1 protein-coding gene is annotated in these 16,310 nt (G+C 35.7%); it reads right to left on the reverse strand.

The genetic code is table 11. The features are described 5' to 3' along the window. Position 1: 1 nt before the first annotated feature. Positions 2–16,294 (reverse strand): SDR family NAD(P)-dependent oxidoreductase, encoded by a 16,293-nt coding sequence (locus AB674_RS22615; RefSeq protein ID WP_047778079.1) that lies wholly within the window; start codon positions 16,292–16,294, stop codon positions 2–4. Positions 16,295–16,310 lie beyond the last annotated feature (16 nt).

Here is a 16,310-nt window from a genome sequence, read left to right on the forward strand (position 1 = left end):
CTTAATTTTGAAATAATGGATGTATTACTTTTGATACCTTTTCTCTTTTCTCAAATTTCTCAGAGATTTCCGGTATCCAATACCTCTTCTTTACAAATGGATAGGTTGGGAGACTTATTCGCTTAGGCTGTGTATTGTTATCATATAACTTTTCCCAGGCAATATATTCTCCTTGAATCCATAATTTTGCCAGTTCATTCAGATCCTTATTCTCTAAAGCTCTTTTATACAAAATGCCTATATTGTCTGTTGTATTTAACTCGTAACTTTTCAAGCTTTTTTGATGCCCCGAAAATTGATCTTGCAGGTAGTTATGAAGTTCCTTTCTGAGTGATTTTACAGAGGTAACTTCTATACTTAATCTGGTTTCCATAGCAACTCTTCCTACTTGTAGTGTATAGGCTAAATCAGTTAAAGAAATAGTTTCCACTTCGTCCAGAAATTTAATAAGCTCTTCTGCTTTCTGTTTTAAACGTTCTGTATTCTTAGCCGATAAAACAATGAGTACCGACGCCGTCTCAGCTCTATCTCTATCATCATTTCTTTGGTATTCTTCGAGTATAACATGTGCGTTACTTCCTCCAGCTCCAAAGCTGCTTAAACCTGCTCTTCTTTTTTCTGTATCTGTAATGATCCAATCTGTTAATTCTTGCTGAACTTCAAATGGACTTTCGTTAAATTGAATATTCTTATTCAGGATATTACTATGAATGGAAGGGGCAATTTGTTTATACTTAAATTGAAGTAAAATTTTTGTTAATCCCGAAATTCCGGCTGCGGACTCGCAATGCCCAATATTCGATTTTACAGATCCTATTTTGCAAGTGACATTATGGTCTAAGTTTAAAGCCTGAGTCAAGCCTGCTATTTCAATCGGGTCTCCTAAACTTGTACCTGTACCATGAGCTTCTATATACTGTAACGAGGAGGATTGTATTCCTGCTTTTTGAATTGCTTTTTGAATAACTTTGGCTTGCGCATTAGGATTAGGCACATGAAACCCATTAGATCTTCCGCCATGATTAATCGTTGTCGATCGGATTACTCCATAAATTTGATCCTTATCTTTTATCGCTTCCGATAGCGGTTTTAAAAGTACCGCTCCAACACCTTCACCTGGAACATATCCGTCTGCTCCTTCGCCAAAAGCAGCGCATTTTCCTTCGCTGGATACAAAACCCGCACTACTGAGCGAGAGATATTTGTACGGATGCAAATTAAGATTAACTCCACCAGCAATTGCGGTTGTACATTCGCCTTTTCGGAGACTTTCACAAGCTAAATGTATAGCGGTGACAGAAGAAGAACACATGGTGTCGATAGCCATACTTGGTCCCTCAAAATTCATTACATAAGAAACCCTGTTTGCAATACTGCTATGAATTCCTTTTGGTGTCGCAAACTGCCCCTCGTGCATCGTATCTATACCAAACATAGCATACTCACTATACATTACGCCAACAAAAACACCTACTTTTTGATTCAGGTCTTCCGGAGTATATCCTGCATCTTCTACTGTATTCCAGGCCGTTTGCAAAAACAAACGCTCTTGCGGATCCATTAACTCAGCTTCTTTGGGTGATATATTAAAAAAAATAGGATCAAATTTGTCTACATCTTCTACAAAACCACCCCACTTACTATACGTCTTTCCTTCTTTGCCTTTTTCTCGATCAAAAAATAATTCGGTATTCCACCTGTCTTCCGGAATTTCCGTAATACTATCTCTACCTGTTTTTAAGTTCTCCCAAAATTCTTCCAACGTATTGGCTCCAGGGTATTTTCCTGCTACACCAATAATTGCAATTGGTTCCTCAATAGGGCTGTAATTAGTTTCTTGTTGCTCTTTTTCTTCTTTATTAGTGTAAAAAGCTTCTATTTTATCTTCTGCAATTACTTGATTTTCTTCCTGATTTTCTGTGAGTTTCAGCATCGAATCAGAATAATTCTTCATGAAGTATAGGGCTAAATCATCTAGAGTCGGGTTCTCAAAAAACAAGGTATTTGAGACGTCTTCAAAATCTTCATTTAATTTATTCGTCAGTTTCACGATACGAATAGAATCCATTCCATACGTTTCAAATGGAGTTGTTAAACCAATTCTTTCCGGTTCTATTTGTAACTCTTCGCCGATCAGATTTCTGAAATATCTTACACAAGCCTCCTTTGTAATACCAAAAGTATTCGCAACGGGTGCTGTCTTTTTATGCGCTTTCTTTTCTAAAAGCTTAGATGCTTTCTCATATACAACCATTACTTGCGAAGGTGCTTCTTTAAATATATAAGATAATGCCTTGAGTCCCTCGGCTGTAGGCAACGGCAGCATTGCCCAATAATGCTCTAAATATTTCCGGCTTTCTTCATTTATTTGCAGTCCACCCTCTTGCCATAATCCCCAATTAATCGTAATAGATTTTCCTGAGCGTTTTCCTTCTTTTACCAATTGATTTCTGTGTACTGCATAAGCATCCATATAAGCATTGGCAGAGGCATAGTCCGCTAATCCTATATCTCCCATAATGGCAGAAATAGAAGATATATACATCATAAAATCTAACGATAATTGTTGCGTTACTTCATCCAGAATTCTGGTTGCATCAATTTTTGGCGCCAATACTTTATGTATTTCTTCGGGAGTCTTTTTTATTATCTGACTGGCTGTTCCTATTCCTGCATTATGAATAATTCCATTAATTTGTCCTTCTTCCCTAAGAATTTCATTGATCACTACTGAAATAGCTGCTCGGTCGGTAACATCACAACGGATATACTTTGCCTTGTTTAATAGCCTGATCTTACTTTTCTTTTCGGGAGATAATTCGCTCCTTCCGATTAAAAAGAGCTTCGTATTTTTGAATTGATTCAAATAGTTTGCAAAAATCATCCCCAATCCTCCAGCTCCTCCTGTTATGATATAGACCCCATTGGGTTTAATAACAATTGCATTCTGATCGGATACTTTGTTATAGATTCCTATTTCTCTGACTTCCCGATTGTTATTTACATACTGAACTTCAGCCTCTTCCGTGGTTCTTTCTTCGTTTATAATCTTGCAAAGAAGGTCTATATTCGCTACAGAAATTTGGTCTACGGCTATTGTTTTTCCTGAGATTATTGGGTTTTCTTTGTTTGCCGATTTCAATATTCCCGAAACAAAACTATAGGACAAGGCTTCTTGCTCTTCAAATAGTATTAAGAAATGCTGTTCTTTTTTATTGACTAAATGCTGTTTAACACGATCTAGAATAATTCTAAAGAACTCTTCTTCGTTCTGACTTTGTATGCTTGTTACCTCGATTTCTAACTCATCTGTTAATCGTTCGGCCATTTCTGATGTTGCACCGGCCAAAATAACTTCATAATTTCTGTTCGCATTGCTTATTACCTTCTCTGTGATTGGTTTTGATTTCCAGTCATAAGAATATAATTGCGTATACCCCTCTATTTTATTCGATGCAGCTTGTTCTTGGCTAACAAAAGGTAGCGTTACAAAATCTATAAAACTCATGATCACTTCACCACTACCATCTATTAATTTTACATCATAGTGTATCGGTGTATTTTTTTCTTCACTTTGTTCTCTTATCGTTACATAAGACCAAAACTCTGAGGGTAATTCTTTGCAAATATTTACCTCTTTAACGCTAAATGGGATTGATAATGGTAATTCTCTTGTATTTCCTTTAAGATGAATTCCTAAACAAGTTTGCAAGGCACTATCCATTGCTTGAACAGTCCAGTAATTGTCTGAAAGATCTTGATTGATGCTAATTTTGGCTAAGGCTTCGTTTCCGGAATATCGGATATATTCTATCCCTTGAAAACTCGTTCCATAATGAAATCCGAGTTCTTTGAATAGGCTATAATAGGCCTCTTTATCCAGAACATCTCCTAATCGATTACCAATTAATCGTATATCCAATTTCTCTATTTCCTTTGTAAATACGGAACTAATCTTACCTTGGCTTAAGATGATATTTTCTTGTTCCTGATCTTTAACTGTAAACGTAATTTCTTTATTTACTGTTTGTAATTCTGTAACTATTGATTTGGAGTGTCCATTAACTTGTAGCGGTGACATCCAGAATACATCTCTTAATTGAGCTATTTTTTGGTCTGTATAGCGTCCGCCCGAAACTCTTGCTATCTCCAGATACGCTACACCCGGTAAGATTTTTTCTGTATGCAGTATATGTTCTGACAGAAATTGTTCGGTACCGGAATATTTACTTATAAATCGAGAACTATCAGCTTTATTGGCTTGTTGATGTACCAGCGGATGTTCCTTTTTTATTGCTGTAACCTCAGTCGCATCTTTTGGCTTAAACCAACAATAATCTTTGGCAAATGGATAATTAGGGAGACTAATAACAGTCGGCATTTTATCGTATAATTGATTCCAATCAATGCGTTCTCCCTGAGCCCATAAAGTGGCTAAAGCTGTTTGATCTTTTTGTATTAAAGCTTCTTCAACTGCATTGCTTATTTTTGAATAAGCCATCAACTTATTTGTCTCTATTTCGCCCACTATTCCTGTTACAGGATCATCTAAATATTGCTTTAGTTTTGCAACTAATTGTTCTGTATTTGCAACAATAAAAGCTACTCTGCTCTCCATAGCTTCTCTACCGATTTGCAAGGTATAAGCGACATCATTAATCGTTAGGACCTTCATATTCTCTTCCAGAAATTGACTTATTTTTTGAACATGTTCTTTTAATTGAACACTGTTTTTAGCCGATAGTGGAATGATAACAGGTTCTTGTGAGTCGAGAAAATTCTGCGAATCTTTTTTATATTCTTCAATCACAAGATGTACATTGGTGCCTCCCGCTCCAAAACTACTTATTCCGGCTAATCTTGGTCTGCCATCTAACGTAATCCAGTCTTCTAATTCTTGCTGTACTTGAAAAGGGCTGTTTTCAAAATCGATATTGGTATTTAATTTCTTAGAATGTAATGACGGAACGAGTTGTTTATTCCTAAGTTGCAAAAGTACCTTGGTAACCCCGGATATCCCTGCTGCTGCCTCACTATGTCCAATATTCGATTTTACAGAACCTATTTTGCAAAATTGATTTGTTGTACCTGTAAATGCTTTTTTGAGTCCGGCAATCTCAATAGGGTCTCCTAATTTGGTTCCTGTACCATGGGCCTCAATATAACTATAGGCTTCAGGCGAAACTCCTGCCCTATCCATTGCTTGCAGAATTACCGCTGCCTGAGCATTAGGATTAGGTACGGTATATCCGTTTACTTTTCCGCCGTGGTTTATAGCGCCACCTTTAATGACTCCATAAATTTGATCTCCGTCTTGTTTGGCTTTTGCCAATGATTTTAACATGATTGCGCCAACTCCTTCTGAAGGCACATAACCATCTCCTCCTTCTCCAAAAGTTTCACATTTCCCTTTTTCTGAAACCAGATGTAAATCACTCAACATTAAATATTTCCCGGGATGTATACTTAAATTAACACCTCCGGCTATAGCTGCTTCACAGTTCCCTAAATGTATATTTTCGCAAGCCATCTGAATCGCAATTAGCGATGAAGAACACATCGTTGCTACTGCCATACTCGGCCCGTGAAGGTCTAAAAAATAAGAAACTCTATTGGCTATACTACTGGCATTTCCGGTTGGAGCAATAAAATTACCTTTGAGTCTTTCTTCTATTCCGAACAATTGATATTCTTCATACATAACTCCAACAAAAACACCTACATTACCACCTGTATCTGTAGCCGATTTTTTTCCTATATTTTGTAATTTCTTTTTGGTATAACCTGCATCTTCAACCGCATGCCAAGCCGTTTGCAAAAACAACCGTTCTTGCGGATCCATCATTGAGGCTTCGCGTGGCGAAATATTAAAAAACAAGGGGTCGAACTTATCTATATCATTAATAAAACCACCCCATTTACTATAACTTGTTCCTTTTTTTCCCTTCTGTACATTATAAAACTCCTGAATATTCCATCGTTCTTCCGGTATCTCTGTAATACTGTCTTTACCAGCTTTAAGATTCTCCCAAAACTCAGCAATATCATTTGCTCCGGGATAGATTCCACTCAATCCGATTATGGCTATATCGTCACTTTTTATTTCTTCCTTTTTGATAACCGGAACTAATTTAGGTTGCATAAAGCGCTTGTATTCCTTTGCTTCAAGTATAGAAAACGCTTCATCTCTAATTACTTTATCCATCTGAACAGGAACTTCATGAGTACCGTTTGCCGTATTTAATGTTTGTAAAGTATCTGAATGTTCTTTAACAAAATAGGATACAAGCTGATCTATTGTCTGATATTCAAACAGTAAGGATACCGAAACATTATCAAAAATATCGCTCAATCTATTGGTTAGCTTTACCACTAACATAGAATCGATTCCATATTCTTCAAAAGGCAATTCAGTTTGAATGTGCTCTTCTTTTAATTTTAGTTCTTTCTTAAATATTTCGACTATTTTCTCATAAGCAATTGCACTTAAGTCTACTGCCGATTCTCCTGAAGTCTCTTTTTTATCTATAGCGACTATACTGTTCGCTTTAACTCCAAAGGTTTTGTCCAGTTTATTTTTAGAACCATAAACAATAATTGTTTGTTCATTTGCCAATTGCAGTACTTTATCCAATGCTTTTGCTCCTTCTGCTTCCGGTAAAGGAAACATGCCCCATTGTTTGGATAAAAATTCTATACTCTCCGCATTTGCCTGCATTCCGCCAGTTTCCCATAATCCCCAATTCACAGAAATCGTAGTTCCTTTACGTTTACCGTCTTTAACTAAACAATTTCGTTTTTTTGCAAAATGATCCATATAGGCATTAGCGGCAGCATAGTCTGACAACCCTATATCACCTAATACTGACGAAATAGAGGAGCAATACATCATAAAATCTATTGTTTCATTTTGTAATGCCTTGTCTAAATTTTTTACTCCAGCAATTTTTGGTGGCAATACCTTATAGATTTCTGTTTCTGTTTTCTCTATAATTGTACTGGCCAGACCTATACCTGCACAATGAATAATCCCATCTATTTTTTTGTAATCTGTTAAAATAGTTTGTATTACGTTTTCTACGTCTTCGTACTTAGTAACATCACATGCGTAATATTGCGCATGTGGTAAGCTTTCTGTATACTTCCGGATTGTATCATTATTAGTTCTTCTGCCTGTAAGTATAAGTTGCGTTCCTTGGGTTTTGGCAATATGTTCTGCAAAAACACTTCCGATTCCTCCTGCACCACCAGTAATCAAATAAACACCTCCTTCTTTAATCCTAAGATCAGAAATTTGATTTTGAGGTACTGAGCTAGCGCTCTTTACTGCTCTGGTTCCGTTTAGATAACGTACTTCTGCCTGTTCATCAAGATTTTCGTTTTTCAAGATTTGCACTAATTCATTTCCTGTCTTAACATTCATAGATGCTATAGAAATAAATTTAGTTTTAACTCTTGGATTTTCTTTTGAAGCCGATTTCAACATGCCTATAATAAATCCATACTTATCATAATCTGTGTCATTTATAAGCACCGAAAATTGCCCTCGTTGCTTTTGTGACATTCTGTTTCTGAGAAGCTCCAGTATTTTCAGAAAATAGGATTCTTCTATTTCTTCGTCTACACTATATACATTCCCATCAAATTCCCGGCTAAATTGTTGTACCAAATTTTGAGTAGCCCCAGCTAAAATCACATCATTGTAATCTGTAGTATGCGCATACGTTTTTTCCAGTTCAGTTGCTTCCCATTGGTAATCATAAATTTCTGTCGCTACGGATTCTTTTCTTGAATTTTTATTTAGAAATCCTCCATCGTATGGTAAAATGACAAAATCTTTAAAACTTACCACAACCTCACCTTTGTCGTTTAATAAATCCATATCACATTTAGGTATAGTTGCTTTTGGGTTAGCATTCGGGCTAAACCTTGCATACGACCATACCGGAAATGTAATCTCTTTATATACCGTTACTTTACCTACGCTAAATGGGATAGACAATGGCATTTTACCTTCATCTTTTAACAGTAGCCATGCTAAACATGCCTGAAGCGTACTATCTAATACTCCGGGATCTAAGGTCATGTCCCCATGTTGTGGCAATGTAATTTTGGCTAGTGCTTCTGTATCATTATAGTATAACTCTTTTATACCTTGAAACCTTTTTCCATATCCAAACCCAAGGACGCTAAACATTTTATAACATTCTGACTCAGAGGCTGTCTGATTAGTACGGGATTTGATCGTTATCAAATCATAGGGTTTAGGTTCTTCTTGAGCCCTTGTAGTTACAATTCCCTGACCATGAATATATTCTTCTTCTTGGTCTTTAGAATATACCACATATCTAATCTGCTCACCGGAAGGTTCCAGTCTAATAACAACTTTTTTGGGTTGTTCTAATACTTTTATAGGATGCAACCATGTTACGTCCTGAAATTGTGTTACTTTTTGATGTGTACTTCTTTCTATCGCTTCCCTGGCCATTTCCAGATAGGCTACACCTGCAATTACTTTTTCGTTTTGAACAAGATGATCTTCTAAAAACCATTCTGTTCCTGTAAAAACACTCGCAAATTTCTGAGCTTCAAAATCTGATTCATTCGTATGAAGTAATTGATGCAGTTTAGAAACTGATTCGTGTTTTACAGCAGTATTTGTTGTTTGTACCCAATACCTTTCTTTAGCAAAAGGATAGGTAGGCACACTTATTCTTTGCAAAGAGGTATTACCAGAATTCAGTAATTCCCATTTTATTTCAACTCCTTTTGTCCATAGTTGCGCTATAGATGCTATTTCTTTTTCTTGAATAGCTTCTTTAATATATGCGGCGCCAGCTTTACCTTTTAGGAGAAAATCATTGCTTTCATCTTTACTATTAGCTGTAAAAATATCTTCTGCTAAACGCACATCATTTTTAACAAAATTCTCTAATTGTTGCACCAGCTCTTCTTTAGAACTGGTCACTATTGCCAATCGTTCTGACATAGCTTCTCTACCAATCTGCAAAGTATAAGCTATATTTTGTAAAGCTTCCGGAGTTTTTTCTATATAACTTAATAATCGACCGGCATAAGCTTTTAATCGATTTTTGTTTTTAGCCGACAAAACTATTATAACCGGTTCTTTTCCAAAATCAGTAGTTCTCTCCGTTTTCGGATACTCTTGTATAAGGATATGTGCATTGCTTCCTCCTGCACCAAAACTGCTAATACCTGCAGTTAACAATGTTTCGTCTTGATCGGACCAAGGTTCTAATTCTTGCTGAACTAAAAAGGCAGTTTGATCAAACTGTATATTAGGGTTTAATAGAGACGAATGAATGGATGGAACTAACTGTTTGTATTTAAGTTGCATCAATACTTTAGTAATTCCAGAAATACCTGCTGCCGATTCGCAATGTCCAATATTAGATTTTACAGAACCTATACGGCATTTATTTGCAGCTGTTCTTTCTAATGCATTTTTTAGCCCTACAATTTCTATCGGGTCTCCTAAACTAGTTCCTGTACCATGTGCTTCGATATAAGAAATAGACTCCGGTTTGATATTCGCTTTTTTAATAGCTTCCCTAATTACTGCTGTTTGCGCCTTAGGATTTGGAACCGTATATCCTGTCGTTCTTCCTCCGTGATTTAATGCAGATCCTTTAATTACTCCATAAATATGATCTCCATCTTTTTCGGCTTGCTCAAGAGATTTTAACAAAATAGCACCAACACCTTCTCCGGGAACATAACCATCTCCACCTTGTCCAAAACTCTCACATTTTCCTTTGCTACTGGCAAAACCGCCATCGCTAAGCATCAAATATTTATTAGGATGTACACTCAAGTTTACTCCTCCTGCAATAGCCATATTGATTTCTCCTTCTTGTATGGCTTTGCATGCTAAATGAATAGCTGTACTTGACGAAGAACACATCGTGTCCAGAGACAAACTAGGTCCATGAAGATCAAAAACGTACGAAACTCTATTGGCTATACTACTTGAACTTCCTCTAAGTGTTGTCGGGTTTCCTTTTACTGTTTCTTCTACTCCGTATAACTGGTACTCTTGGTACATAACTCCAACATATACCCCTACTTTTCCGTCTTGTTCTCCTGTATAAGGATTCCTTTTTAAAGTTTCATTAGTATATCCTGCATCTTCTACTGTTTCCCAAGCTATTTGCAAAAACAAACGTTCTTGCGGATCTATTTGCTCAGCCTCTAAAGGTGTTATATTAAAAAATAATGGATCAAACTTATCCATATCATTTACAAAACCTCCCCACTTACTATAGCTACGTCCTGATTTTCCTTTTTCTGTATCAAAAAATCCCTCTATATTCCATCTGTCTTCAGGAATCTCTGTGATGCAATCTTTCCCTATTTTAAGATTTTCCCAGAATTCTTCTATCGAATCTGCTTGTGGATATCTACCGCTTAATCCTACAATAGCCACATCGGTACACTTTATTGTATCGTCTTGTCTAGTTTCTGAAAGTTGCACAAACTTATGCGGTACTGCTTTTTTAAAAGTCGCCTTTATTTCTGATGGAATACTAATTTGTTCTTTTATGTCAACCGGTATTTTTTTACTGCTGTCTATGGCATTTAACACATTTGAATATTCTTCGACAAAGAACATAACCAATTCTTCTATGGTTAAGAACTCAAAAAATAAAGTCTTCGGAATGTTCGGAAACGTTTCTTCTAAACGACTAGTGAGACTCGTCATCATTATAGAATCTAAACCGTATTTTTCAAAAGTATCTGTAATTTTAAATTTACTAACCGGAAAACGCAGTTCTTCAGCCAAAATCCCCACGAGATATTCGTAGGTAACTTCTTTTAAACTTTCTTCCGTTAATTCTTCCGTTACATTTTCATTTTTTATAGCTACACTACTTTCCGGCACTTCTTTTAAATCCGATAAAAATATTTCGGGTAAAGGTGCTTTTCCATAATGCAAGACTACTGATTCTGCCGTGCTGCCCAATAATTTTTCTAACCAATATATTCCTTCCTCTTGTGGTAGAGGAACGATGTTCAGTTTCTTTTCCAGCGATTTCTTGCTTTCATCATTTATTTGCATTCCACTACTATCCCATAATGGCCATGCTATACTTATTGTTTTACCAAAAGCTCTTTGTTGTGCTACTTCTTTATTCCTGAATTTTGCAAAATCTCTTAAATATTCATTTGCTGCAGCATAATCTGCTTGTCCTGAATTTCCTAAAACCGCAGCTAATGATGAAAATACCATCATGAAATCTAACGAAATATGCTCTGTAGTTTCATGAAGATTACGTATCCCTTTGGTTTTTACTTCTAAAACTTCTAATGCTTCACCACTATTTTTTTGCTGAATAAAATCGTCATTAATACTACCTGCTGCATGAATAATTGCGTTTAGTTTACCGTATTGGTTTTGTACCTCATCAATTAATTGTTGAGTGGCTAACTTATCCGTAATGTCACAACGGTAATAGGTCAGGTTCTTGAACGATTTTACATATTCCTGATTATTTGAATTTAAAACAGACCTCCCGCAAGCCATAATTTTAATATCATTATAGGTATCAAAAAGGTATTCTATCAGCGTTTTTCCAATGCCACCCATACCACCTGTAATGATATAAACTCCGCCTGGAATGAACTTGATATTTTCATTTGACTCGGTTAGTGGTGGTGCAATTGGTACGATTGCTTTTACTTCTCGTTTTAAATCCTGGTATCGGACTATTGTTTCTCTTTCATTTAATTCCTCCGCAATAATTTTCGATAGTTGTTCTGCATTGCTGTTTTTATCTAAATCAATACCTATACATTTCCATAAAACCTTAGGGTTTTCAATTGCAGCGGTTCTTAATAATCCTGATAAAAACTGTACCTCATGTTCGGTCTTGTCATCATAAATAATGACAAAACGTACCGGAGTTCTCGACGTCATAGCTTGCTTAACTTTATCAAAAACAACAGAAAATAAGATCCTTTCTTCACGATCCGTAATTCTTGTTATAGTGCCCGCTAATTCGACTTTAGGAAAATCACCTACAACTATAAACTCGGTAGATAAAATAGAAAAATCTGCTCTGTTACGTGTGCTTATCTTTGGCTGCCATATCGATTCATATAAATAGGTTTGTGCTGTACTAGGCTTAATTTTTAAGACTGGCATCATTTTATATCCTGATAGTGCTATAACAATTTCTCCTGATGCACTTAATAGTTCAACTTCAAAACTTTTGTTTTTTTCCTTATCCGAATAATAGGCATAGCAGTATTTAATTTCCTCTTCTAAATTATACCATGAAATTTTTTCAATAGAATAAGGTAACGCCAGCGCATCAGAATCTTGCAACCATAATAATGCAGCTGTCTGAAGTGCATTATCTAATTTTTCAACTGGAAGTTTAAATTCACTTTTATCAAAAACTGCAATACTTGTAAGTACTTCTTCTTTTAGAACATGAACAGAATTTATGAGTTGTAAACTATCTCCATAATTAATTCCTTTTGTTCCAAAAATTTGATAACATTGATCACTTGTATATGATGTACTACTTTGCTCTTTTATAGCCGATATATCTCTATAACCAGGCGCTGTTGTTTTTTGATTTTCTTCTAAACTGGCTTGAAAATGAATGGTGGCTTCCTCCTTTTTTATACTCCTTAATTCGATAAAAGTGCCTTCTGCATTTGCATAAACTTCAGTTTCAATCCGGACTGACTCTTTATTTATCTCTATGGGTTGCAACCATTTTATATCCGAGAAACCAGGTACTACATTTAATCCACTTCGTTGTAATGCTTCCCTTGCCATCTCTACATAGGCAACTCCCGGAAGTACCTTTTTTCCTTGCACTATATGATCTGATAGGATCGATTCTCTTCCTGTTAAACAAGATGAAAATTTTTGTGATTCAAAATCTGATATATTTTCATGTACTAATGGATGTAATGTTTTTACATTAGATGATACTATTTCTGTTTTGGGAGTTATCCAATAGGACTCTTTTGCAAAAATATAGGTAGGCAAATGAATCTTTCTAGGTTGCTGTACAGTGTACAAACGCAACCAATCTATAGTGTTTCCTTGTTCCCAGTATTTTGCCAGTTCAGTATATTGCTTCTTATGAATGGCTCGTTGAATTTCAGCTTCATTAACTTCATTATCCTTTCTGTAAGAACTAACCGTTTCCTCTTGAGCAAACTGTTGCAATTGATCTGTTAATTCTTCTATATGACTTACAACAAAAGCTTTACGGCACTCCATTACTTTTCTGCCTATCTGCAATGTATAGGCTATATCATGAAGGTTTAAGTTCTCTTCTTTTTTAATAAAATGAACCAGTTGCGTTACTTTTTTCTTTAAACTTTCTTCATTTAGTGCAGATAAAACTATTAGTATTGGTTCATCACTGGCCTCCGAAAGGCTATTTTTTTGTACATACTCTTCTAAAACAACAAATGCATTTGTGCCACTAATTCCAAAACTACTTACCGAAGCTCGTTTGGGTGTTTTGCTATCCCAAGAAGTTAATTTCTCCTGAATAATGAAAGGGCTATCTTTTAATTGAATGTGTTGGTTAAGGTTTTTATAATTAATTGATGGAGGTAATTGCTTGTTTTTCATGGCCAACAATACTTTAATAATACCTGCCATTCCTGCCGCTCTGAGTGTATGTCCCAGATTTGTTTTTACACTACCAATCCCGCAATAATTTACTTTGGATGTATGCGCCCTGAAAGATGTTTTAAGAGCTTGTAATTCTATAGGATCGCCCAGTTTTGTTCCTGTTCCATGAGCTTCTACATAAGTAATTGTCTCAGGATTAATTTCATATCTATTAAAAACTTCCTTTTGAATGTCTTGTTGAGATAGCACACTTGGAGCCGTAATTCCGTTGGTTGCTCCATCCTGATTGGTAAGAATTCCTTGTACTACAGCATAAATGGGATCACCATCTCTTACCGCATCTTCCAATCGTTTCATAATAAGTACACCTACACCTTCACCGGGTACAAATCCATTTGCTCTTTCATCAAAAGTATAACACTGACCATCGGGAGATAACATTCCTGCCATACTGCTTAGTTTGTAAAACTCTGGCGTTACAGATAATGAAATTCCTCCAGTTATAATAAGATCTGTTTCTTTTGTCAATAAACTTTTACATCCCATATCCATTGCTACCAATGAACTGGAACATGCTGTGTCTATTGCTACGGCAGCTCCTTTCAAATTAAGAAAATATGAAATACGCGCTGCCAATATAGAACCCGAAATTCCCCAAAATGCAGAAGCTTCATTTGCTTCTTCTAAATAGGTTTTGTAATAATCTCCATCTGTTGCACCAACATAGACACCACACTTAGAATCGTGCAAAGTATTTGGATCAATTGCTGCATCTTCCAACGCTTTCCAACAATGTTGCAAAAATAGGCGCTGTTGCGGATCCATGTTTTCTGCTTCTTTACCGGATATCTTAAAAAATTCCGGATCAAACTTATCTATGTCTCTTAAAAAACTTCCCCATTTGCTATAAGTTTTCTGTTTGGCTTTTGGATTTTCGTCAAAATGTAATCCAACATCCCATCTATCTTCAGGAACTTCCTCTACAAGACTTTTTCCATTTTTTAGAACTTCCCAAAACTCCTCAAGATCATTTGCTTTCCCAAATTGCCCACTCATTCCGATGATAGCAATTTTATCCTTTTCTTGCTTATTGTCAATTTTCGAGAAACTTGGTTCTTCGACCTCTTTTTCAGTAATCGGTTCAAGTACTTGTCCTACTATTTTCTTTTTTTCATCCAGTAACTCCGGACGTATATATAGTATATGCTGAGCCAATAGCGGAATAGTTGGATAATTGAATATAGCCGTAACATCCAGCGTTATCTCGAGGGTTTTATTAATGTTTTTGATCAGTGTAAGCCCTAAAATGGAATCAAAACCATAATCTGAAAATGGCTTTTCTTTCTTAAAAGCGGTTACCGGAAGTTTGATAGTGCCTGCTGCAATAGCAATTAATTTCTGTTGAAAATCATTTAAATCTATTGCCGTATTTAAGGAGCTTGGTATAACCTCTTTTACTATTTCTTCTGTTGCCGTTTTAGAGAATTCTTCCGGTTGTTGTTTATCAATTAATACTCTGCCATTACTCCTGGCAATTATTATTTGTTGTGGAATATCTTCTTGTTTGGGATATACATCACAATCAACAAAACCAACTTCAGATAATACTTGTTTCCATTTATCGAAAGTTAATGCCGGACTACCTGAAATTCGTAATTCTTTATCTTCATGATTCCACCAGTCAAAAAGCAAACCGAATGTTAATGTCGTAAACATTTCCAATGCATTCAACTCATTCATAATCAGAATCCCGTCTTTCTTAAGAATTGGTTTTATATTCTTAAGTGTTTCAGCAATATTAGCGGTAGCATGAACAACATTGGCTCCTATCACAATATCATATTTGCCCATTGCGATATCCTGCATTGCTGCAGATTGGGTAATATCAAATCTCTTAGTTTCAAAATAAGGTATGATGTCTTCAAATTTTTCTACTGCTTCAATTAAAAAACTTTGAGAAACATCTGTAAAAGTATATTTTACCTGATTGCCATATTTTTTTAACTTTTCCAGAATACGCACCGTTGTTCCTCCTGTGCCTCCTCCTACTTCTAAGATGTTTATTTTTTGATTAGTTCCTTCATAGTTTCTGACTGTATTTTCTACAATTGATGCCACTATTGAATTGAAATAATTAGATCTGTAATCGCCATTATAGATAGCGCTTACCAATCTGGAATTTCCTTCTGGAAACAATACATCAGTAGCTTTCGTCTTTCCAATCAAAATTTCCTCAAAAGCACCAATCGTTTGATTCAATAATGCGTAATAACTATGATAACTATTTGCCTCTTTTTTTGCTTTTAATAACTTATTGTGCAGAGAAAAGGAGGCCGCTCTTTCTTCAATATCTTTTGGTACAATTACGCTTTGATTCGTAATTTGGATATAGGATATTTTCTCGAGTTCTTTAATAATCGTTTGAAATAGAGAATCATACTGAGGAATGATATTTAATTCTTTTCGCCATTCTTCAATTGTATTTGCACGCAAGGATTCAATTCCCATTCGCATTACAATTTGCAATACGGCCAGAGCACAATCTTCTTTAAAATCATTCTCGGCAACCAGATCCTTTTTATATAAAGTTAAATTTGGAATTTGAGGCGTTAAAAGTGTACTTTCCTGCACCAAAGTCACTTTTTTATTTTTATTAATCTTAATCATAATTATTTGTTTCGAT

The organism is Flavobacterium sp. ABG (assembly GCF_001027725.1).
GTDB classification, from domain to species: domain Bacteria; phylum Bacteroidota; class Bacteroidia; order Flavobacteriales; family Flavobacteriaceae; genus Flavobacterium; species Flavobacterium cupriresistens.

Coding starts and splice junctions, on each gene's coding strand:
- AB674_RS22615 (WP_047778079.1), bottom strand. CDS start 16,294: ATGATTAAGATTAATAAAAATAAAAAAGTGACTTTGGTGCAGGAAAGT.